General features: G+C 76.1%; 21 protein-coding genes. 4 read left to right on the top strand and 17 right to left on the bottom strand.

The annotated features are described in order from the left end of the window. A complete protein-coding gene (gene hemC / locus ACOBQU_RS03425; RefSeq protein WP_423624410.1) occupies window positions 1-936 on the bottom strand; it encodes a hydroxymethylbilane synthase in 936 nt (311 codons plus the stop codon). 201 nt (window positions 937-1,137) lie between these two features. Between hemC and ACOBQU_RS03420 the strand changes: the two genes are divergently transcribed. After that, window positions 1,138-1,617: a GNAT family N-acetyltransferase gene (locus ACOBQU_RS03420; RefSeq protein WP_423624409.1), complete on the top strand. Its 480-nt coding sequence runs from the start codon at window positions 1,138-1,140 to the stop codon at window positions 1,615-1,617. Window positions 1,618-1,669: 52 nt separating this feature from the next. Here the strand turns inward: ACOBQU_RS03420 and ACOBQU_RS03415 are convergent, their stop codons facing one another. From ACOBQU_RS03415 to ACOBQU_RS03380, 8 genes are all read right to left on the bottom strand, one after another. Beyond that, window positions 1,670-3,172, bottom strand: a complete 1,503-nt coding sequence (locus ACOBQU_RS03415) for an MFS transporter (RefSeq protein WP_423624408.1) — start codon at window positions 3,170-3,172, stop codon at window positions 1,670-1,672. Between the two features lie 11 nt (window positions 3,173-3,183). Then, complete coding sequence (locus ACOBQU_RS03410; protein ID WP_423624407.1) at window positions 3,184-4,764, bottom strand: MFS transporter; 1,581 nt, start codon at window positions 4,762-4,764, stop codon at window positions 3,184-3,186. A 262-nt stretch (window positions 4,765-5,026) separates the two neighbouring features. After that, window positions 5,027-6,310: a cation:proton antiporter gene (locus tag ACOBQU_RS03405; protein WP_423624406.1), complete on the bottom strand. Its 1,284-nt coding sequence runs from the start codon at window positions 6,308-6,310 to the stop codon at window positions 5,027-5,029. A gap of 4 nt (window positions 6,311-6,314) precedes the next feature. Further along, entirely contained in the window at window positions 6,315-6,800 is a 486-nt protein-coding gene (locus ACOBQU_RS03400) for a cation:proton antiporter regulatory subunit (RefSeq protein ID WP_423624405.1), read from the bottom strand. Window positions 6,801-6,964: 164 nt separating this feature from the next. After that, entirely contained in the window at window positions 6,965-7,957 is a 993-nt protein-coding gene (locus ACOBQU_RS03395; RefSeq protein WP_423624404.1) for a hypothetical protein, read from the bottom strand. Then, entirely contained in the window at window positions 7,954-8,538 is a 585-nt protein-coding gene (locus ACOBQU_RS03390) for an RNA polymerase sigma factor (RefSeq protein ID WP_423624403.1), read from the bottom strand. Before ACOBQU_RS03390 ends, ACOBQU_RS03395 begins: the two co-directional genes overlap by 4 nt. Next, a complete protein-coding gene (locus ACOBQU_RS03385; protein ID WP_423624402.1) occupies window positions 8,516-8,806 on the bottom strand; it encodes a hypothetical protein in 291 nt (96 codons plus the stop codon). The genes ACOBQU_RS03390 and ACOBQU_RS03385 overlap by 23 nt, the downstream gene beginning before the upstream one ends. 204 nt (window positions 8,807-9,010) lie before the next feature. Beyond that, window positions 9,011-9,277, bottom strand: coding sequence for a hypothetical protein (locus ACOBQU_RS03380; protein WP_423624401.1), 267 nt, complete (start codon window positions 9,275-9,277; stop codon window positions 9,011-9,013). 215 nt (window positions 9,278-9,492) lie between these two features. On the opposite strand from ACOBQU_RS03380, the gene ACOBQU_RS03375 reads away from it, so the two are divergent. Beyond that, complete coding sequence (locus ACOBQU_RS03375; protein WP_423624400.1) at window positions 9,493-9,687, top strand: antitoxin; 195 nt, start codon at window positions 9,493-9,495, stop codon at window positions 9,685-9,687. A gap of 60 nt (window positions 9,688-9,747) precedes the next feature. Here ACOBQU_RS03375 and ACOBQU_RS03370 read toward each other — a convergent pair whose 3' ends face one another. The 6 genes from ACOBQU_RS03370 to ACOBQU_RS03345 form a co-directional block, all read right to left on the bottom strand. Beyond that, window positions 9,748-10,281 carry a DUF6174 domain-containing protein gene (locus tag ACOBQU_RS03370; RefSeq protein WP_423624399.1) on the bottom strand — a complete coding sequence of 178 codons (534 nt, stop codon included), beginning with the start codon at window positions 10,279-10,281 and terminating at the stop codon, window positions 9,748-9,750. A gap of 121 nt (window positions 10,282-10,402) precedes the next feature. Next, entirely contained in the window at window positions 10,403-11,479 is a 1,077-nt protein-coding gene (locus ACOBQU_RS03365) for a serine hydrolase domain-containing protein (RefSeq protein WP_423624398.1), read from the bottom strand. A gap of 86 nt (window positions 11,480-11,565) precedes the next feature. After that, window positions 11,566-11,940: a DUF4180 domain-containing protein gene (locus ACOBQU_RS03360; protein WP_423624397.1), complete on the bottom strand. Its 375-nt coding sequence runs from the start codon at window positions 11,938-11,940 to the stop codon at window positions 11,566-11,568. 98 nt (window positions 11,941-12,038) lie between these two features. Beyond that, entirely contained in the window at window positions 12,039-13,580 is a 1,542-nt protein-coding gene (locus tag ACOBQU_RS03355) for an ATP-dependent DNA ligase (protein WP_423624396.1), read from the bottom strand. A 73-nt stretch (window positions 13,581-13,653) separates the two neighbouring features. Continuing rightward, window positions 13,654-14,970, bottom strand: coding sequence for a carboxyl transferase domain-containing protein (locus tag ACOBQU_RS03350; protein ID WP_423624395.1), 1,317 nt, complete (start codon window positions 14,968-14,970; stop codon window positions 13,654-13,656). A gap of 131 nt (window positions 14,971-15,101) precedes the next feature. Continuing rightward, complete coding sequence (locus ACOBQU_RS03345) at window positions 15,102-16,694, bottom strand: sigma factor (protein WP_423624394.1); 1,593 nt, start codon at window positions 16,692-16,694, stop codon at window positions 15,102-15,104. 362 nt (window positions 16,695-17,056) lie between these two features. Between ACOBQU_RS03345 and ACOBQU_RS03340 the strand changes: the two genes are divergently transcribed. Both ACOBQU_RS03340 and ACOBQU_RS03335 read left to right on the top strand, forming a co-directional pair. Continuing rightward, window positions 17,057-17,470, top strand: a complete 414-nt coding sequence (locus ACOBQU_RS03340; RefSeq protein ID WP_423624393.1) for an SsgA family sporulation/cell division regulator — start codon at window positions 17,057-17,059, stop codon at window positions 17,468-17,470. Between the two features lie 138 nt (window positions 17,471-17,608). Next, window positions 17,609-18,340: a siderophore-interacting protein gene (locus ACOBQU_RS03335; protein WP_423624392.1), complete on the top strand. Its 732-nt coding sequence runs from the start codon at window positions 17,609-17,611 to the stop codon at window positions 18,338-18,340. Between the two features lie 31 nt (window positions 18,341-18,371). On the opposite strand, the gene ACOBQU_RS03330 is transcribed toward ACOBQU_RS03335, so the two are convergent. Together ACOBQU_RS03330 and ACOBQU_RS03325 are read right to left on the bottom strand one after the other, a co-directional pair. Beyond that, on the bottom strand, window positions 18,372-19,385 hold the full coding sequence (locus ACOBQU_RS03330; RefSeq protein WP_423624391.1) for a Gfo/Idh/MocA family protein: 1,014 nt from the start codon (window positions 19,383-19,385) through the stop codon (window positions 18,372-18,374). Continuing rightward, window positions 19,382-20,578, bottom strand: coding sequence for a D-alanyl-D-alanine carboxypeptidase family protein (locus ACOBQU_RS03325; protein WP_423624390.1), 1,197 nt, complete (start codon window positions 20,576-20,578; stop codon window positions 19,382-19,384). Before ACOBQU_RS03325 ends, ACOBQU_RS03330 begins: the two co-directional genes overlap by 4 nt. Window positions 20,579-20,581 lie beyond the last annotated feature (3 nt).

Here is a 20,581-nt window from a genome sequence, read left to right as displayed (position 1 = left end):
TCAGTGCGCGATCGAGTCGATCAGCTCCCGCGCCCCCTGCCGCAGCAGTGAGACCGCGACGGACGTGCCGAGCGTGGCCGGGTCGAGCGGACCGGCCCATTCGTGCGCGTTCAGGACCCGCTTGCCGTCGGGCGTGAACACCCGCGCCCGCAGCGACAGATCGCCTCCGGGCTCGCTGCGGGCGTACCCGGCGATGGGGGAGTTGCAGTGCCCCTGGAGGACGTGCAGCAACATCCGCTCGGCCGTGGCCTCCCGCCACGCGTCGCGGTCGCCGAGCCCGCTGACGGCGTCGATGGTCGTGACGTCGTCCTCGCGGCACTGGAGCGCGAGGATCCCGGCGCCGATGGGCGGGCACACCGTCTCCACGGAGAGCACCTCGGAGATCAGGCCCGACGCGCCGATCCGCTCCAGGCCCGACACGGCGAGCATCAGCGCGTCCGCGTCGCCCGCGGCCAGCTTCTCCAGGCGGCGGCCCGCGTTGCCGCGCATCGGCACGCAGGTCAGGTGCGGGTGCGACGCGGCGAGCTGCGCGACGCGGCGCACCGACGACGTGCCGATCCGGGTGCCTGCGGGCAGCTCGTCGAGGGTCAGCCCCCTCGGGTGGATCAGCGCGTCCCGGATGTCGTCGCGCTTGAGGAACGCGGCGAACGTCGTGCCCTGCGGCAGCGGGCGGTCCGCGGGCACGTCCTTCACGCAGTGCACGGCGAGGTCCGCCTCACCGGCGACCAGCGCCGCGTCGACCTCCTTGGTGAACGCGCCCTTGCCGCCGAGCTGCGCCAGGTCGCCCATCCAGCGGTCACCGGACGTCGTCACGGGCAGGACTTCGGTGCGGATGCCGGGGTAGCGCGCGGCGAGTTCGGTGCGTACGCGCTCCACCTGGGCCAGCGCCATGGGGGAGGAGCGGGAGACGATGCGGATCAGCTCGGGAGCGGACATGGCGTACACGATAGGCCCTTCGAGGCGGCCGCCCGGCATCGGGCCCTGAGCCAACTGGGTTACCGCGCCGAAGGGTTGACACGGCCCGGTGCGGGCGTCCCGTCGCCCGGACGCCGCCCGGCGTGCGCGTCGCCGCGGCGCGCCCTAGCGTGGGGCCGAGCCGCCCGGAGCCCCCGGAAGGCCCCGCCCCCGGGAGCCCCCATGACCAGGTCAGCCGCCGGTTCCGACGCCGCCGCGGAGCGCCCGCCGGTGGCGCTCGCGCCGATGGAGCCCGCCCATGTGCCGGACGTCCTCGCGCTCGGCCACCAGGTGTACGACACGTCCGTGAAGCCGTACACGTCGTGGTCGCTGTCCGCCATCGCGGGCCACATGGACGCCGACGCCTCCGCCTGCTGGGTGGCGCTCGACGGCGGGCGGCTCGCCGGGTTCGTACTCGGCTCGATGGGCTTCGACCAGCGCGCCGACTGGGGCAACCTGGAGTGGATCGCGAGCGCGCCCGCCCACCAGGGGCGCGGGATCGCCAGCGCCCTGGTGCGCGCGTGCTGCGCCAGCCTCGCCGAGGCGGGCGCCTCGGCCGTCGTGACGGACGTCGAGTCCCGCAACACCGCGTCGGCCGCGCTGATGCGGCGCAACGGCTTCACGGAGAGCGTGACGGTGACGCTGTTCGTACGGGACGTGTGAGCGGAACGGGTGCGGCGTACCAGCAGGGCGCCACGGGGGCACACGCCGTCCGTCACTCGTCGCCGCACGCCCCCGGCTCCAGCGGCGGCGCCGACACCGCCACGTTGGCCTTGCAGTGCGGTTCGTTGCCCGCCTCGTCGTGCCAGTCGGCGGGCCGGGGCCGGACGAAGAGCGCCGCGGCCAGGGCCGCCAGGGCGAACAGTCCCGCGCAGCCCCAGGCCGCCTTGTCGAAGGCGGTGTCCAGGGCGTCGGCGTCCGTGTACGCGGTGCCGCTGAGGCCCACGGCGAGCGGCAGCGCGGCGACGACGAGGAGCTGGGCGATGCGGGCGGCGGTGTTGTTCACGCCGCTGGCGAGCCCGGCGCGAGCGGCGTCCACCGAGGCGAGCACGGTCGCGGTCAGCGGCGCCACGAACACGCTCATGCCGAGGCCGAGCACGACGACCGCGGGCAGCACGTCAGCGGCGTACGAGGCACCCGGACCCACGCGCAGCATCAGCAGGACGCCCGCCGCGGCGACCAGCGGGCCCGCGCACAGCGGCAGGCGCGGGCCGACGCGCCGCGCCAGGTCGCCCGCGGGGGCCGAGAGCAGCAGCATCAGGACCGTGATGGGCAGCGTCGCCGTACCGGCCTGGAGCGCGTCGTAGCCGAGCGTCGTCTGCAACTGGACCGGCAGCAGGAACAGGATGCCGCCGATCGCCGCGTACAGGCACAGCGTCATGGCGTTCGCCGCGGAGAACAGGCCGGAGCGGAACAGGCCGAGCGGCAGCATCGGATCGCGCCGCCGGTGCTCCACGACCAGGAAGGCGACGCCCGCGAGCAGCCCGCCGAGCCCCGGCAGGACGGTGCCCGCCACCGAGGCGTCGCCCGACGCCCCGATCAGCGCGAAGCTCACGCCCGCCAGGAACAGCGCGGCCAGCACCGCGCCCGGCACGTCGAACCGCTGTGCGGCGGCGTCCTCGTCCCGGCTCTCCGGGACGTGCCGCGCCGCGAGGAGCACCACGGCGGCCAGCGGCACATTGATCAGGAAGATCCACCGCCAGCCCGGCCCGTCGATCAGCCAGCCGCCGAGGAAGGGCCCGACCGCCCCGGCGACCCCGCCGAGCCCCGACCAGGCGCCCACCGCCCTCGCCTGGTCGCGCTGTTGGAACGCGGACCGCACCAGCGCCAGCGAGCCGGGCGTGAGCAGCGCGCCGCCCACCCCCTGCAGTGCCCGTGCCGCGATGAGCGTGCCCGCGTCCTGCGCGAGCCCGCACAGGGCGGACGCCAGCGCGAACCACACCACGCCGATGACGAGGGTGCGCCGCCGCCCGACGCGGTCCCCGAGCGCTCCGCCGAGCAGCAGCAGCGCGGACAGCGTCAGCATGTAGGCGTTGACGACCCACTGGAGCGCGGAGAGCGAGGCGCCGAGGTCGCGGCCGAGGGTCGGCAGGGCGACGTTGACCACGGTGCCGTCGAGCAGGGCCATGCCGGACGCGAGGACCGCGCAGGCAAGCACCCACCGGCCCCGGGGCGAGGCCAGCGCGACGCCGCCCGCGTCGGGTCCGGGGGTCGTCATCGGCGCGCCGCTCACATGTGGACGGCGCCGTCGCCGAGGTGGCTGCCCGCGGGCCGTCCCCTGCGGTACAGGACGAACGTCACGGCGAGTCCGACGGCGAAGAACAGCGCCGACCACCAGTACGCCGTCTCGTAGCTGTGGATCTGCGCCTGCGCCTGGACCTCGGGCGTCGGTCGCCTGCCGGACAGGTAGTGGGTGGCGGCGCTGGTGGCGAGGGTGTTGAGCAGGGCCGTGCCGATGGAACCGCCCACCTGCTGGCTGGTGTTGACCATCGCGGAGGCCACGCCCGCGTCGTGCGCGGCCACGCCCGCGGTGGCCATGCTCATCGCCGGGGCGAAGACCAGGCCGAGCCCGAGGCCCATCACCAGCAGCGGCGGCAGGACGTGCGCGGGGTAGCCGCTGCCCGTGCCGAGCGCCGTCAGCCACACCATGCTCGCCGCCGACAGGCCCATGCCGAGCGGCACGATCGGCTTCGCGCCGAACCTCGGCACCAGGACGTTGGTGGTCAGGACGGACACCACGACCATCACCGCGACCAGCGGCAGGAACGCGAGCCCCGTCTTGATCGGCGAGTACCCGAGGATCTGCTGGAGGTAGTACGTCAGGAACAGGAACACCCCGAACATGCCCGCGCCGGAGATGAACATCGCGAGGAACGACGCCCCGCGGTCCCGGTCGAGGACCACCCGCAGCGGCAGCAGCGGATGCGCGGCCCGCGTCTGCCACCAGGCGAACGCCGCGACCAGGACGACGCCGATGACCAGGAACCCCCAGACCATCCAGTCGCCCCAGGCGTGCGTCTCGGCGTTGGAGAAGCCGTAGACGACGCAGAACAGGCCCGCGGAGACCAGCAGCGTGCCCGGCACGTCGAGCTTGGGCCGGTCCGGCGGCGCCCCCGGGTGGAGGAGCCGCGCGCCGCCGATCATCGCGACCGCGGCGAAGGCCAGGTTCACGTACAGGCACCAGCGCCAGTCCAGATACTCCGTCAGGACGCCGCCGAGCAGCAGCCCCACCGCGGCGCCGGAACCCGCGACGGCGCCGTAGATCCCGAACGCCTTGGCGCGCTCGCGCGGATCGGTGAACGTCGTGGTGAGCAGGGAGAGTGCGGCGGGCGCGAGCAGCGCGCCGAACACGCCCTGGAGCGCGCGGGCGACGACCAGCATGGTGAAGCCGGTGGCGGCGCCGCCGAGCGCCGAGGCCAGCGCGAACCCGGCGAGTCCGGCGATGAACACCGCCTTGCGGCCGACCAGGTCGGCGATGCGCCCGCCGAGCAGCAGCAGGCTGCCGAAGGCGAGCGCGTACGCGGTGATGATCCACTGCCGGTTGCCGTCGCTGAAGCCCAGGTCGCGCTGTGCGGACGGGAGCGCGATGTTCACGATCGTCGCGTCCAGGACCACCATGAGCTGCGCGACGGCGATCACGGCGAGGATCAGCCAGCGGTGCTCGTGCTTGCCGCCCGCGTGGTGCGCGAGGTGCGCCGGGGGCGGCTCGGCGGCCTGTGCGGCGGTACGCGGGGCGGTGCCCGGCGGGTCCTGTGGCACGGGCTGGGGAGTGTCGTGCGGTACGGGATCGGGGCCCGGCGCGCGGTCCATGCTGACCTCCAAGTCCCCCCACCTCGCACGGCACCCCCGTCACACGCTAAACGCCCTGCTCACGACCCGCGACCTGGGCCGAACGGGCGAGGGGGCGCGGGGCGGTGAGCAGGGCGTGCGGCGGCCTGCGGGGCGCGGGCCGGACCGGGCGCGGCGGGCCGGTCCGCGGCGCGCGGTTGCGGGCCGGACGGGGGACCGGCCCGCGAGGTGCGGGCGGGTCCGCGCGGTGGCGGGACCGACGGGGCGCGGGCCGGTCCCGGGGTCAGTCCACGTCGACGGCCTCCGGGGCCGGGCGGGCCGCCGGGCGCTCCGGCTCGGCCACGGGGCCCTCGGAGCGCACGGCGCCCTCCGCGCCGCCCCTGCCCTCGGTGGCCTCCGCGGTCTCCCGGCGCCGCGCGCCGCCCACGAGCGCCGCAAGCGGCTCCGCGTAGCGCGCCGTCAGCGGCCCGATGACCACGAGGATCAGCACGTACGCCGTGGCGAGCGGGCCGAGCGACGGCTCGATGCCCGCGCTGACGGCGAGCCCCGCGATCACGATGGAGAACTCGCCGCGCGCCACGAGCGTGCCGCCCGCCCGCCAGCGTCCCTTGACGGAGATCCCGGCCCGGCGCGCCGCCCAGTAGCCCGTGGCGACCTTGGTGGCCGCGGTGACGACGGCCAGCGCGAGCGCGGGCAGCAGCACCGGCGGGATGCTCGCCGGATCGGTGTGCAGCCCGAAGAAGACGAAGAACACCGCGGCGAACAGGTCGCGCAGCGGCGCGAGCAGGCTGTGCGCGCCCTCGGCGGCCTCGCCGGACAGCGCGATGCCGACCAGGAACGCGCCCACCGCGGCGGACACCTGGAGCTGCTGGGCGATGCCCGCGACCAGGATGGTCAGGCCGAGGACGACGAGCAGCAGCTTCTCCGGGTCGTCGCTGGAGACGAAGCGCGAGATGAGCCGCCCGTAGCGGACCGCGACGAAGAGCACCAGGCTCGCGGCGCCGAGCGCGATCGCGAGCGTCAGGCTGCCCGCGGCCCAGCCGACACCGGCGAGCAGCGCGGTGATGATGGGCAGGTAGACCGCCATCGCCAGGTCTTCGAGGACGAGGATGCTCAGGATGACCGGGGTCTCGCGGTTGCCGAGCCGCCCGAGGTCCCCGAGCACCTTGGCGATGACGCCGGAGGACGAGATCCAGGTGACCCCGGCGAGGACGACGGCGGCGACCGGCCCCCAGCCCATGAGGAGCGCGGCGACCGCGCCCGGCACGGCGTTCAGGGCGCAGTCCACCAGGCCCGCCGGGTACTGCGTCTTGAGGTTGCTGACGAGATCGCTGGCCGTGTACTCCAGGCCCAGCATGAGCAGCAGCAGGATGACGCCGATCTCGGCGCCGATGGCGACGAACTCCTCGCTCGCGCCGAGCGGCAGCACGCCGCCCGTGCCGAACGCGAGCCCGGCCAGCAGGTACAGCGGGATCGGCGAGAGCTGGAACCGCCCCGCGAACCGGCCGAGCAGCCCGAGCGCGAGGATGATGGCGCCGAATTCGATCAACAGCACGGCAGAATGCACGCGGTCACTCCCGGCCGAGTATCGTCGCGGCGCTCTCCACGCCCTCACGGGTGCCGATCACGATGAGCGTGTCGCCGCCCGCGAGCCGGAAGTCCGGCGCGGGCGACGGAATGGCGTCCGCGCGCCGCAGCACCGCCACGACGGAGGCGCCGGTCTCGGTGCGCATCCGGGTCTCGCCGAGCAGCCGCCCGTTCCAGTACGAGGCCGTCGCGATCTCGATGCGCTCGGCGACCAGGCCCAGGTCGGTGGTGTGCAGCACGGCGGCGCTCTGCGGCGCGGGCATCAGGGCGTCCACCAGGGCGGCCGCCTCCGACGCGCTGAGCCTGAGCGACAGGGCGCAGGCGTCCGGGTCGTCGGACCTGTAGGCGCTCAGCGTGCGCCCGCCGTCGCGGTGGGCCACGACGGAAAGGCGCCGCCGCTCCCGCGTGGTCAGGTCGTAGCGCGTGCCGATGCCTGGCAGCGGCGTTCGGCTCAGACGTGAAGCGGACACAGATCTCCCGGGTCTCCTGGGCGTGTAGATGCACATGACACCCTATCGTTCGGATTTTGCCTGGCCTTGGGGCTAACCGGACCATGCCTTGGTGGTACGGGGAGGGGGGACCGGCCGGTGCGCGGTGCCGCTGGCCCTCGTGCGCCAGGCGCCGCGCCCCGGCCTCACGCGTCGGCCGACACCACGCTGCCGTACGGCTCCGCCGCCACCACGAGCACCCCGCGCTCCCCGCCCACCGGCAGCGACGCGCGGCGGATCGGCGCCGCCCACTCCTCGGGCCAGACGGTGGCCGCGTCCCAGCGGATGCCTTCGAGGCGGGCGCCGCCCAGCTTGGCGTCCCGCAGGTCGGCGCCGCGGAAGTCGCTGCACGCGCGCTCCACCTCGCGCACCGCCCGGTCCAGGGCCACGGCCAGGCCGTGCGCCACGGCGAGGTCGTCGGCGACGTCCTGGGCCACCACGTCGGCGCCGAGCAGATAGCCCGACCAGGTGCCGTCGTCGTCGGCCAGATAGGGCGCCAGCTCCTCGTCGAGCAGCCGCCGCACGTCCCGTACGGAACCCGCGAGCTGCTCGGCCAGCGGCGCGAGGTGGTCCTCCACGGCCGCCAGGTAGTCGGCGCCGATCACGGGCGCGGCACGGCGGCGGGGCGTCGGAACGCGCTGGACCTCGGCGAGCCGCGCGTCGAGACGCCGTACGACGCCGCGCGCCTCGTCCGCCGCCACCGCCTCGCCGAGCCGGTGGGCACCGCGCAGGGCGGCCGCGAGCGCCGCCACCACGTCCACCCGGCCGAAGGCGCGGACGGTCCGCAGCGCCTCCCGGCGGTACTTGAGCCGCACCGCGGCGGGCCTGCGCATCAGCCCGCCGTCCACCGGCGGCAGTCGGCCCCGCGTCGCCCGCGCCCCACCGGCGTCCCGCGCCTCCCGGGCGAGCCGTTCGCCGACCGCGTCACCCGTGCGCCGGTGGGCGGACGCGAGCAGCCGGTCCAGGGCCAGCTCGGGGTCGCGCAGCTCCGGCGGGCCGCCCTGGCCCGTCAGCCGGTCGTGCACGACGACGCCGAGGCGCCGGTGCACGGCGTGCAGCAGCCCGTCGAGCCCGTCGAGGCCACCGAGCCCGTCGGCGGCGGGCCCGGCGCCCTCGTGCCGGTCGCCCGCGTGCGTCATCGCCGCTCCCCGTGTACGTCGCGTGCCGTGTCGGCGCCCTCCAGGCCGAGGCCCGTACGCAGGGCGGCCCGGGCGCGGGCCAGGTTCTGCCGGACCGCGGCCTGGGTGGTGCCCATGGCGCGGGCGCTCTCCTGGGTGGTGAAGCCGTCCAGGTGCCAGGCCATCGCGGCCCGCTGCTTCGCGGGCAGCTCCAGGAGCAGGGCCGTGACGCGCCGGGCCTCCTCGTCCAGCTCCGCCGCGTGCGCGGGTGTCTGCCAGCGCACCACCACGCGCGGCTCCGGCGGCTGGGCGCAGGTGTCCTCGGGCCTGACCTGCTGCGTCACCCAGGAGCGCCAGGCGACCGTGCGCAGCCACGCCTTCGGATAGCGGATGGCCACGCCCGGCGCGCACATCTGCGTGAACGCGTCCTGCGCGGCGTCCTGCGCCTCGCTCCAGGACGCGCCGTGCAGCAGCAGGAACCGCACGAGGGCCGGGTACTCCGTCTGGTGCAGTTCCTCCGCCAGCTCCCGGCCGGGCAGCGCCGCCGACTCCGCCTCCAGGGGCCGCGGCGGGCTCAGCTCAGCGCTGGCGGTCTCCTCCACGGCGGCCACCCCCGATCCCGGCGGGGGCGGCCTCGTCCGGCGCCGGGAGGGACGCGGCGGGCGCGAGGACCACCCGCGCCCGCGCGCCGTGCGAGGTGTCCCGCAGCACGGCCCGGGGCCCGGCGTGCCGCACGCGTTCGGTGACCGCCTCGTGGGCGACGCGGGCCAGCTCCACCTCCCTGCCGAGCCACTGGCGTACCACGGTCACGACGCCGCTGACCACGCTCACGAGCACGGTCGCCCCGGCCCCGGCCACGACAGGATCCACGTGCGTTGCCCTTCTCTCCGGCACCGCTCGGCCCGCGGCGCTCCGCTCAACAGTGGCGTGGCGGCGGGGAGTTGTGACATGGCGCTGGTCAGCCGGGGGCGGGTGCGCCCGCCGCCGTGCGGAAGGGCCCGGGGCGGCGGCGCACGCACAAGGGCGCGGCGCCCCGGACGGACCGGAGCGCCGCGCCCGCACGCGGGGGTGCCGTCAGGAAGCGCCGCCGAGCTGCGTCGTGGCGCCGGTGACCTTCTCGGTCTTGAGCGTCTTGGCGGTCTTGTCGACGGTGCCGACGAGCCCGTTGACGTCGACGTCCTTCAGCGGGGTCTTGACGCTGCCCTTGCCGGGGGCGGGCGCGTCGGGGCCGAGGAGCTGCGTCGCGCCCGCCAGCGGATCGGCGGCGGCCATGGCGGGGGCAGCGGCACCCAGAGCCATCGCGACGCCGATCACACCGACAGCGGCCTTGGCGATCTTCACGGTCGTTCATCCTTCCCGGCGGCGCGCTCTACGGAACGCGACGGCCATGCCGTCGGAGCGCCGGAGGTCGGGCACTCGTCACGCGCTGCCGCACCACGTAACAGTTCCTGGGCCAGGAAGGTGACTGCGGCTCACCCGGATGGCCGTGCCAGCGGATGCGGATCAGCCGGAAGGCGGTGACCCTGTAAGTGTCGGCTACCACTGAGGAGGCCACGATGTCCGTGTTGGACAAGCTCAAGCAGATGCTGAAGGGCCACGAGGACAAGGCCGGTCAGGGCATCGACAAGGCGGGCGACTTCGTCGACGAGAAGACCCAGGGCAAGTACAGCAGCCAGGTGGACACGGCCCAGGAGAAGCTCAAGCAGCAGTTCGGTACGGACCAGGGCCAGCAGGGCCCGCCCCAGGGGTAGCCCGCGGACCCGAGTAGGGCCGTGCCGTGCCCGGGGGACGTCCGGCGGCCGGGCCAGGGCTCAGCCGCCGGACGTCCGCGTGGCCGTCTCCGGCCGGGCCAGGCGGTACGGCATCGGCTCGTACGCGCTGACGGCGTACGCGGCCTCGTCGTCGAGCGCGGCCTTCTCCCAGTCGATGAAGATCCTCACCGGGTGCCCGTCGGGCGCGTACCGGGCCGTCACGGTCTCGGCGTCGCCGCGCCGGGCCGCCTCCATCTCGCGCAGCAGCCCGCTGAGGGTGGGGATGTGCTCGGGTGACCGCTTGACCACACGGCGGCCGCTGGCGTCGAGGCCGACCGCCTTCACGACCTTGCCTCCTTGGACCGTCACGCGAAATGTGCCGATCAGCGGGCGCTCGCCCCGCGTGGACGTCAGCGTGTAGGCGTAGGCGGCGGGCTCCTCCCAGGGGGCCCTGGTCGGGGCGGGGTCCGGCTTGGTCCGCGCCGAGGGGGTGTCGTCGCCGCAGGCCGTGGCCAGGGCGAGGGTGCAGAGGGCGACCGCGGCAGCGGCCGTTGCGCGGGGGCGGTGGCGGTGTCGGTGGCGTACGAGGGTCATGGCGGCCTTTCGTGACGGTTGCCCCTGTGACGCCGCGGGCCCGCGAAACGTTCGAAGGGCGCGCGACGCTTCGGAACGGCGAGCCGCCGGGCCGCTGGCGCTCAGTCCTCGCCCACCACCGTCAGGTCGTCGCCCAGCGCGGCGGCGATCTCGGCGGCGCGCGCGTGGTCGTCGAGGCGGCGCGTGAGGTAGGCGCACGCGTGCTGGTGCCGCAGGGACCACCAAGCGGCAGAGCCGCCGATGCCCCCCTTGGCGATCTTCCCCGGTCGCGGACGAAGCCGAGGGTCCAGGTGATCTCGGTGCCGAACACCTCGTCGAAGCCCGTGACCTGGGAGGCGAGGAGTTCGGCGTGCAGCTCGGGGCCGAGCAGGGCGCGCACCGGGCCGTCCGCGCTCGTCAGCTGCGCGAAGAAGCGGGCCACGGCGGTCGCGGTGGTGTGCAGGTTGACCGCGCCGAAGACGGACTGCCGCCAGCTGCGCGCGTTCATCCGGTCCACGTCCAGGGCGCCCGCCGGGACGGCGAGCCAGGGCGCCGCGTGCAGCCGCTCGGGCCAGTCCGCGGGCCCGTGGACGAGGTCGGCGACGCGGTGCAGGGCGTCGTCGGGCACCCCGAACCAGGCGTCGAGGCCGAGCGCGGGGCGCACCACGCCGTCGAACAGCTCCCCGAGCGTGGTCCCGGCGCCCGCGCGCAGCAGCCCGTCGACCAAGTGGCCGTACGTCAGGGCGTGTTCGCCGAGCCCGGTCCCGGGGGCGTACTCCGGGGCCGAGCGGGCCAGGCTGTCGCGGAGCGCGGCGTCGTCGAGCAGGTCGAGGCCCGCGGCCTCGGCGGGGAAGCGGGGCTGGCCCGCGCGGTGCGTGAGCACGTGGCGCAGGGTGGTGCGCTCCTTGCCGCGAGCCCCGTACGCCCGCCAGTGCCGGGCGATCGGCTCGTCGAGCGCGAGGGCGCCCGCGCGCACCGCCGTCAGGGCGGTGAGGGTGACGAACGCCTTGGACAGCGAGTACGGCTGGACGAGCGTGTCGGAGCGCCACGGCCGCCGCCGCTCCTCGTCCGCCCAGCCGCCGCTCAGCCGCACGACCTCGCGGCCGTCCCGCCAGACCGAGAGGCCCGCGCCGGTCTCCGTGCCGTCGGCCACGAGCCGTTCGAAGACCTGCCGCACCGCGCCGTAGCCGTCCTCGGCGAACCCCTCGACACCGCCCATGAGCGCACGCTCCCCTCCGCTCCGCCAGGACGTCCGAAGGTACCCCCGGAGGGTATGAATGGTCCAGTGTCCCGGACTCCGGGCCGTCAGCCGCTGAGCTTCTCCCGCAGCTCCTCCTCGTCGGCGAGGAACCACGTCTGTCGCCCCCGGTTGCACTCGCGCACGAAGTCCCGCAGGGCCGAACTGGCCTCGACGTGCCGGGAGATGTCGCCGAGGACCACCAGGCCGACGCGGTACTGGGCGAACTTCTGGATCATGTCGCCCGCCAGGCGCGTGCGGAGCCGGAAGAACGCGTCGTCGAACCGCTCGGCGGGGACGACGGCCCACTGGCCGCCCTGGTACGAGCACTCGCCGATGAGGTCCAGCGCGTCCTGTTCGGCGGCGAGGAGGTTCCCCTCGGCGGCGCAGCGGAGGACGGGGACGCCGTGGATCTCTTCCAGGGTGTTCAGGGGCGTGTTCATGGGCGGCAAGGCTAGTTCGCGGGGCGGGCGCGGGCGACCCGATTAGCCGTGGGGCGGCGGTCGTGGCCGCGGGGCGGCGGTCGGGTGCGGGCGGGCCGTCAGCCCGGTGCCCGGCCGCCCGCGAGCACCGTCTCCACGCTGTCCGCCTCGGCCGCCGTCTTGTCCTCCCGGTAGCGCACCACCCGGGCGAACCGCAGCGTCACGCCCGCCGGGTAGCGCGTGGACTTCTGCAGCCCGTCGTAGGCGATCTCCACCACCAGCTCGGGGCGCACGGTCACCACGGACCCGTCGTCGCTGACGGCCAGTTCGCCGAGCCGCTCGGTCTGCCAGGCGAGCATCGCGTCGGTCATGCCCTTGAAGGTCTTGCCGAGCATCGCGTACGAGCCGTCGGCGCGCCGCGCCCCCAGGTGCAGGTTGGACAGCTTGCCGGTGCGCCGCCCGTGCCCCCACTCCGCGGCGAGCACCACCAGGTCCAGGGTGTGCACCGGTTTGACCTTCAGCCAGGAGGCGCCCCTGCGGCCCGCGCTGTAGGGGGCGTCGAGGCCCTTGAGGACCACGCCCTCGTGGCCGCGCGCCAGCGTCGCCCGGAAGAAGTCGTCCGCGGCGCCCCGGGCCGCCTCGTCGGCGGGGTCGTCGACGACCGCGCGGCGCACCCGCATCGGCGCGGGCACCAGTCGGGCCAGCTCCGCGTGGCGGGCGCGCAGCGGCAGGTCGAGGAGGTCCTCGTCGTCGATCCACAGCGCGTCGAAGAAGACGGGGGACAGCGGCAGTTCGGCCGCCGCGGCGGCCACGTCGACCCGGGAGCCGACCCGCCCGGCGATCTCCTGGAAGGACCGCGGCCGCCCGGCGCCGTCGAGCGCGATGACCTCGCCGTCCAGGATGAACCGGCGGCCCCTCAACTCCCTGGCCGCCGCGGTGAGTTCGGGAAGCCGGTCGGTGATGTCGTCGAGCGTGCGGGTGTACACGCGGACGGAGTCGCCGTCGCGGTGCACCTGGACGCGGATGCCGTCCAGCTTCTCCTCGACCGCGCACGGCCCCAGCTTGTCGACGGCCTCGCCCACCGAGGCCGCGCTGTGCGCCAGCATCGGCTGCACCGGCCGCCCCACCGTCAGGCGGAAGTCGCCGAGCGCGTCCGGGCCCCGCGCGAGCAGCGCCCGCGCCACCGGCACCAGCGCCCCCGCCAGCATCACCGCCCGGCGCACCCCCGCCGCCGGTGTCCCCGTCGCCTCCGCCAGGCCCTCCACGGCCACCGCGTCCAGGGCGCCCTGGCGCACCTCCCCGGTCAGCAGCCCGAACAGCAACCGCTGCTCGTCCGCCGTCGCCGCCCCCAGCAACTCCTGTACGAGCCGCCGCCGTTCGGCCTGCGAACCGGCGCCGGACACCGCGGCGAGCGCGGTGAACGCGGCGTCCACGTCGCGCACCGCGAGCGTCGGCTCGGCCGCCGGGGCGGCGGGGTCCTTCAGCGCGCTCCACCCCACCCCGAGCCGCCCCTGCGGGGGCCTGCCCGCCAGATACGGGATGACCAGGGGTACGTCTTCGGGGTCCGCGGCGCGGAACAGCTCCGCGAGGAGCGCGATCTTCCGCGACCGCGCGGACGCCGCCACCCCCTTGGACACCTCCGCTACCCGGGCGAACAACATGCGGCCATCCTGCAACGCCCGGCCCGATCCCGCACGGCGGAGCGGGCCCGGTCACGGGGCCCGCCCGGACGCCTCACGGGGACACGACGCCCTGGACGACCCCCAGGTCCACCAAGTCCTGCGGGCGCAGCCGCAGTTCGTCGGCGAGCGACGGCACCGCCTCGCGCGGGCGCTTGAGGATGGCGGCCGCCGCCTCGGGGGCGATCACGGAGAAGTAGCTGTCGGGCGTCGCCCAGGTGCGGCCGGGCGCCGCGAGCGCCAGCGCGCCGCCCGAGCCGCCCTCGCCGACGACCAGGGAGGTGACGGGCACTCGCGCGTCGGCGACGGCGGCGAACACGTCGGCGATCGCCGCGCCCGCCCCGGCCCGCTCCGCCTCGGCGTCGTTGGCCGCGCCCGGCGTGTCGATCAGCGTGAGCACGGGCACCGAGAGCCGGTCGGCGAGCCGGATGAGCCGGGCGGCCGTGCGGTAACCGGCGGGCCGGGTGGCGGTGCCGCACTGCGCCGCGTACGCGACCGTCCGCCCGTCCCGCAGGCCGAATCCGCACAGCATGCCCGCGTCCGTGCCCCCGCAGCGGTCGCCGCTGACGGGCTCGCGGGAGGAGAAGTAGGCGTCGAGATAGGCCTCGGCGCGCGGGCGCTCCGGAGCGCGGGCCCGGCGGACCGCCTCCCAGCCGCTCGCGGGCGGCTCGGCCGCCGCCAGCGCGCGCGGCGGCTCGGCGGGGCCGGGCGCGGGCGAGGTGAGCAGCCGCAGCCAGTGCGCGAGCCGCGGGCGCAGGTCCCGCGGTGCCACGACGGCGTCCACGGCGCCCGCCGCGAGCTGGCCCTCCGCCGTGTACGCCGCCGGGTCCGCGGCGGGCGGCCGGACCCGCGAGCCCGCGAAGCCGACCTGCGCCCCGGGCAGCGCGAGCACGACGTCGGCGCCCGCGCCCAGCGTCGCCCAGCCGCCGCCCGTCGTCGGATCGCGGACCACGGCGAGCTGCGGCAGCCCGGCCGCGCGGTTGAGCGCCGACTGGGCGGCGACGCGCTGGAGCTGGAGCAGCGCGCGCATGCCTTCCTGCATCCGGCTGCCGCCCGTCGCGACGAGCGACACCAGGGGCAGCCGCTCGGCCCGCGCCGCCGCGTACGCCGCCTCCAGGCGGTCCCCGGTGCGCTCGCCGAGCGAACCGCCCAGGTAGCGGAACTCGAAGGAGACCAGCACGGCACGGGTGCCGCCGACGGTCGCCGTGCCGCACACCACGGACTCCGACTCGCCGGTCCGCTCCCGCGCGGCGGCCCGTGCCCCGTCGTACCCGGCCCAGGACAGCGGGCCGTCCGCCCGGCCGGGCCGCTCGGGCACGGGCAGTTCGACGAAGTCCGCCGCGACGGCCGCGAGGGCGTCGCGCGCGGACACGCGACCGGCGACGGCGTGTTGGCCCGGACGACGGCCGGGACCGGGGTCCCGGCGCTGGCCTTGGTGATGACCTTGAGGCGACGACACGCCTCGTACTCCTACCCTCTCGCCGCGACGGCGTCGAGCACCCCTCAGTCGCCGGGGCACACCCAGACGGGGCCGTGCACATGCTCACAGGTCGGCCCGATGCCGGGCTCCGGGCGCGGCGGCGGCGTCGGGTGCGGCTTGGGCGTGGGTGTGGGCGTCGGCGTCGGTGTGGGTGTCGGTGTCGGCTCTGGGGGTGGGGTCGGGTCGACCGGGGTGGGCGTCGGGGGTGGGGTCGGTACGGGAGTCGGTGTCGGTACGGGGGTGGGGGTCGGGGCCGGGGTGGGGACCGGTGGGGTGGCCGGTTCCGGGGGCGGCTCGGGGGTGGGCGCGGTGACGGGCGCGGGTGGGGCTGGCTCCGGGGCTTCGGGGCGCGGGGCCGGGGTCGGCCGGTCGGGGGCGGGCTCGGTCTCGGGGGCGGTCGGGGCGGGCCCGGCGGGAGCGGGCGGGTTGGGCGCGGCCTGGGCGGGCTCGTCCGGCTGCGGGACCTGGGGCTGTGTTGGCCGCGGCTGCGGGGTGCTCGCTTCCGGCGGCCGCGGTGGTGCTTCCGGCGCCTGGGGTGCTTCGGGTGCCTGGGGCGCCGGGGGCGCTTCCGGTGCCGCCTCGGCGCGGGGCCGGGGCTCGGTGGCGCCCGGCCCGCCCGGCGGCCGTGTGCCCTCCGCCTGGCGGGGCGCCTGCTGCGTGCCGGTGACGGTTCCGGTGTCCACCGCGGCGGCCCGGGGCGGGCCCGCCGTGCCGCCGACGCCGCCGATGACGAGCCCGGCGGCGACCGCGGCCCCGGCCACGGCCGTGCCGACGGCCCCGGCCACGGCGCCGGGCAGCTTCCCGCCCGCGGTGAGGACGTGCCGTACGCCGTGGAAGAGCCCGGAGTGCCCCGGAAGGCCGGAGCCGGTCGCGGCGGCGGCCCCGGCCCCCGCGCCCACGGTCAGCGGCACCAGGAACTTGCCCGTGCCGCCGAGCGCGAAGAGCAGCAGCGCCGGGCCCACGAGCGCGGGCAGGCGGTGGTTGGCGCGGGTCAGCAGGGCGAGCCGGGCGCGGCAGTCGGCGCAGCCGTCGACGTGGGCGAGGAGGGTCCGCGACTGCCGGGCGGAGGCCTCGCCGCGGATGTGCGCGGGCATCCGGTCCCAGTGGGGCTCGCACGCCGGGCTCTCGGGCGAGCCGGGGTGGGCGCGCAGGAAGGCCTGGCGCATGCCCTCGCGGGCCCGGTGCAGCAGCACGGCCGTGGCGCCGCGCCCGGCGCCGATGCCCCGCCCGACGGCGTCGAGCGGCTGCCCCTCGGCCTCGGCGAGCCACAGGGCCTTCACCCACCGCTCGGGCAGCTGCCCGAGGACGCGGCGGAGCAGGTCGACGGAGGACACCCGGGCCGCGGGGTCGTCCGCGCCCTCGGCGGCGGTGACCTCGACCGTCTCGTGGCCCTGCGGGTCGCGGGGCGTCTCGCGGGCGGCGGCGCGCCCCACCGACGCCGCCAGGTGGCGCACGGTCGTCATGAGGTACGCGGGCACGTTGTCGATCTCGTGCCCGGCGGCGAGCCGCCGCCAGACACGGAAGTGCGCCTCGGCGACCAGGTCGTCGGCGACCCAGTCGTCGCCGGTCAGCGAGCGGGCGTAGGCGACCAGGCGTGGATGCTCGGCCTCGTACACGCGCGCGTACGCGGCCGTGGCGGGGCCCGGCGCGGTGGCGGTCTCACGGAAGACCCCCTCGGTGGTCTCACGGAAGACGTGGGGAGCCTCCCGGGAGACGGGAGATATCTCGCGGGGGACGTCTGAGGGGACGTCTGGAGGGACGTCTGGGGGACGTCTGGGGGACGTCGGACATGGCAGGACACTCTCCTGACCCACTGTGGGGGTGCGGGTGAGTTCGAAACTCTAAGTGACAAATGTCCGACTTATGGGCGGAGAGTGGCGCAGGTCACAGAGATCTCTTCCTGTCCTTCCGTAATCAGGGCACCCGTCACCAGGTCGAAGGGGCAAGGAATCGCCAGAGGCAGAAGGGGAGCCCGACCATGGCCGTCACGCTCGAACAGTCAGCCCGCGCCCGTCTGATCACCCCCGAGGGCCGTGAGCGCCCGGTGTCCGTGACGCTCCGCTACGCCGCGTCCGACCCGCTCGCGGTGGAGGTCACCTTTCCGCCCGAGGTGTCCCTCGACGGCGCCGAGGTCTCCTGGGTGTTCGCGCGCAGCCTCCTTGAGGCGGGCCTGGGCGCCCCGGCGGGCACGGGGGACGTGCACATCTGGCCGTGCGGGCGGGCGCGGACGGTCCTGGAGTTCCACGCCCCGGACGGTCTCGCCCTCGTGCAGTTCGACCGGGCCGCGCTGCGGCGGTTCCTGTTGCGGTCGTACGCGGTCGTGGGCGCCGACGGCGAGGAGGCGGGCCTCGACCTGGACCGGGGGCTCACGCGGCTGCTCGGCGGGGTGTGAGGGCGGCGGCCCGGCCGCGGTCGGTCGGAACCGGTGGAGTCCTGGAGGTCCGGCGTAGGTTAGGCTTGCCTTACTCGATCATTCCGATCGGTCCGGTCACGCCGATCGGCCCGGTCGTTCCAGGGGGAGGAGACCGGCGTGGGCCACGGCTGGGAGGGCGTCGTCCTCAAGCTGCTGCGCGGCAAGGACTTCCGGTTCACGGTGACCGGCGCCGAGGACGTCACCGAGCACTACCGGCGGCTGCGCCTCACCGACGGCGGCATGCTCGCGCGGACGGGCATGCACCCCACGATGTGGGTGCGCCTGTGGTTCGACAACGCGGGCAAACCGCACCAGCGCGCCTACACCCTGGTCGACCCGGACCTGGAGGCGGGCACCTTCGCCCTGGAGTTCGCGCTGCACGACGGCTGTGCCAGCGAGTGGGCGCGCAAGGCCGCGCCCGGCGACACCATCGACGCGACCGTGCAGGGCACCGGCTTCGAGGCGCCCGAACCGGCCCCCTCGCGCCTGCTGGTGATGGGTGACCCGGCGTCGCTGCCCGCCGTGAACTCGCTGCTCGACGCGGTGCCCGGCACGCCCGCGACGATCTGGTTCGAGACCCAGCACGCGAGCGACCGCGACCTGCCCCTGCGCACCGACCCCGACCTGCACGAGGTGCACTTCGTCGAGCGGGGCGCCTCCGGTGCCGAGCTGGTGAAGCGGGCCAGGGCGGGGCTCGCCGCGGCGGTCGACGAGGAGCCGGACGCGTACGCCTGGATCACCTGCGACACCACCACGACCCGCACCCTGGCCGCGTACGTCCGCAAGGAACTGGCGCTGCCCAAGCACCGCGTCCACGCGCTCGGCTACTGGCGGCCCGGCCGCGCCTGACCCCCGCCCGGCGGCACGCGGGGCAGCCCGCTCAGGCGTACCCATCCGGGCGCTGTGCCAGCTCCACCGCCACCCGCCCGCCGGACTCCAGCGCCCGCACCCCCGCCTCGGCGACGGCCGCCGCCGCGTATCCGTCCCAGGCGCTCGGCCCGTCCACCCGGCCCGTCCGCGCGCCCGCCACCCAGGCGCGCACCTCGCGGTCGTAGGCGTCGGCGAAGCGCACCAGGTAGTCCTGGGCGACCTCCCGGCGCTCCCCGCCTCCCGACGCCACCGCCATGCCGTGCTCGTCGCCGACGCGGGCGCTGCCCCGCTCGCCCACCGCCTCACACGTCACCTGGTAGCCGAAGCCGCTGGAGACAAAGACCTCGACGTCGACCAGCGCGCCGCCATCGGTCTCGAACAGGACCAGCTGCGGGTCGAGGAGCCCGGCGGGCGCGAGGTCCGAGGGCCGGGGCCGGGCCACGGTCACCGCGGTGATCTCCTGGCCGAGCAGCCAGCGCGCCGCGTCGATCTCGTGCGCCACCGAGCTGGTGATCAGCATGGCGGAGGTGAAGCGCGGCGGAGGGGCCACGTTGCGGTGGCGGCAGTGCAGCAGCAGCGGCCTGCCGATGCCGCCGGAGTCGAGGAGCGCCTTCAGACGGCGGTACTCGGTGTCGTAGCGGCGCATGAAGCCCACCTGGACCAGCCTGCGCCCGGTGCGCGCCTCGGCCTCCACCAGCCGCAGCGCCGCCGCCGGGTCCGGCGCGAGCGGCTTCTCGCACAGCACGGGCAGGCCGCGCGCGAGCGCGGCGAGCAGCACCTCCTCGTGCGTCTCGTCCGGCGAGGCCACGAGCACCGCCGTCACCTCCGGCCGCGCCAGGGCGGCCAGCGGGTCCGTGTGCGTCCGCACGCCGTCGAGCCCCGCCACGGCCGCCTCGGCGCGCGCCGCGTCCGGGTCGGCGACGGCCACGAGGCGTGCGCCGCCGACGGCCCGCGCGAGCCGCCGCACGTGGTCGGCCCCCATGTGGCCCGCTCCGACGACGGCCACCCCAAGCGGTTCGGTCACCGTGTGAACTCCCCTCCCGCGCCCGCCCGTCGGGCCACCGTAGCCGCCCGCCGCCGTACGATCACCACGCACCCCGCGAGCAGCGCCGCCGCGCCCGCGCCGACCAGGACGAGCGCGGGCCAGTCCGAGCCGTCCTCGGACTCCGCGCGCTCGGGCGGCACGAACGCGGCCGCCGCGGGCCGCGCCCGGTCCGGCGCCTTGCGGGGCTTCGCGGGCAGCAGCGAGCCGACCGGGCGCACCCGGTCCGCCGCGGCGAAGCCCCAGTCGAGCAGGCGCCGCGCCTCCTCGTACACGGCGAAGCCGCCGTTCTGGGGGTTCATCACCGTCACCACGAGGGTGCGGGCGCCGCGGTGGGCGGCGGCGATGAGGGTGTTGCCCGCGCCGCTGGTGTAGCCGTTCTTGACGCCGATCAGACCGGGGTAGCGGGCGACGCCGTCGGCGCCGGTGAGCAGCCGGTTGGTGTTCTGGATGGGGTACGACCAGCGGCCGCTGGGGAAGGAGGCGACCGGAGTCGAGCAGTAGCGGGTGAACTGCGGGTCGGCCAGGCCCGCGCGGCCGAACACCGCGAGGTCGAAGGCGGAGGACACCTGCCCCGGCGCGTCGTAGCCGTCGGGCGACACCACGCGGGTGTCGTGGGCGCCGAGGGCCCGGGCCTTCGCGCGCATCTCCCGCACGGTGCGCGCCATACCGCCGTTCATCTCGGCGAGCACGTGCACGGCGTCGTTGCCGGAGCTGAGGAACACGCCCCGCCACAGGTCGGCGACGCGGTACGTGCGGCCCGCGGCGACGCCCACCAGGCTGCTGCCCGCGCCGACCCGGGCGAGTTCGGCGTCGGTGACGGTGTGCCGGGTGGCGGGGTCGAGGCGGGGCAGCGCGGTGAGCGCGAACAGGGACTTCAGGGTGGAGGCGGGCGGCAGGCGGCGGTGCGCGTCGTGCGCGGCGAGCACGTCGCCGGTGCGGGCGTCGGCCACCACCCAGGCAAGGGCCGACACGTCGCGGGGAAGTGGCGGCGCGTCAGAGTCGGGGCGCACCTGGGTGCCCGGCCGGTCGAGCAGGGACGAGGAGTACGCGGGCAGCGGCTTGGGCGGCGTGGGCTCGGCGCCCGCGGCCGGGCCCGTGAGGCAGGCGAGCAGCCCGGCCGAGAGGGCCGCGGCGGGGACGACGCTGGAGCGCGGAAGGAACCTGATGGCCATTCA

The sequence above is a fragment of the Streptomyces sp. G45 genome (assembly GCF_049542095.1).
Classification (GTDB): Bacteria; Actinomycetota; Actinomycetes; order Streptomycetales; family Streptomycetaceae; genus Streptomyces.
Note: the sequence above shows the minus strand (reverse complement) of the source record. Positions and strands in the feature narration are given on the sequence as shown.

Excerpts from the sequence above, each read along its gene's own strand:
- hemC (WP_423624410.1), bottom strand. The coding sequence starts at position 936 with ATGTCCGCTCCCGAGCTGATCCGCATCGTCTCCCGCTCCTCCCCCATG.
- ACOBQU_RS03420 (WP_423624409.1), top strand. The coding sequence starts at position 1,138 with ATGACCAGGTCAGCCGCCGGTTCCGACGCCGCCGCGGAGCGCCCGCCG.
- ACOBQU_RS03415 (WP_423624408.1), bottom strand. The coding sequence starts at position 3,172 with ATGACGACCCCCGGACCCGACGCGGGCGGCGTCGCGCTGGCCTCGCCC.
- ACOBQU_RS03410 (WP_423624407.1), bottom strand. The coding sequence starts at position 4,764 with ATGGACCGCGCGCCGGGCCCCGATCCCGTACCGCACGACACTCCCCAG.
- ACOBQU_RS03395 (WP_423624404.1), bottom strand. The coding sequence starts at position 7,957 with ATGACGCACGCGGGCGACCGGCACGAGGGCGCCGGGCCCGCCGCCGAC.
- ACOBQU_RS03375 (WP_423624400.1), top strand. The coding sequence starts at position 9,493 with ATGTCCGTGTTGGACAAGCTCAAGCAGATGCTGAAGGGCCACGAGGAC.
- ACOBQU_RS03370 (WP_423624399.1), bottom strand. The coding sequence starts at position 10,281 with ATGACCCTCGTACGCCACCGACACCGCCACCGCCCCCGCGCAACGGCC.
- ACOBQU_RS03365 (WP_423624398.1), bottom strand. The coding sequence starts at position 11,479 with ATGGGCGGTGTCGAGGGGTTCGCCGAGGACGGCTACGGCGCGGTGCGG.
- ACOBQU_RS03360 (WP_423624397.1), bottom strand. The coding sequence starts at position 11,940 with ATGAACACGCCCCTGAACACCCTGGAAGAGATCCACGGCGTCCCCGTC.
- ACOBQU_RS03355 (WP_423624396.1), bottom strand. The coding sequence starts at position 13,580 with ATGTTGTTCGCCCGGGTAGCGGAGGTGTCCAAGGGGGTGGCGGCGTCC.
- ACOBQU_RS03340 (WP_423624393.1), top strand. The coding sequence starts at position 17,057 with ATGGCCGTCACGCTCGAACAGTCAGCCCGCGCCCGTCTGATCACCCCC.
- ACOBQU_RS03325 (WP_423624390.1), bottom strand. The coding sequence starts at position 20,578 with ATGGCCATCAGGTTCCTTCCGCGCTCCAGCGTCGTCCCCGCCGCGGCC.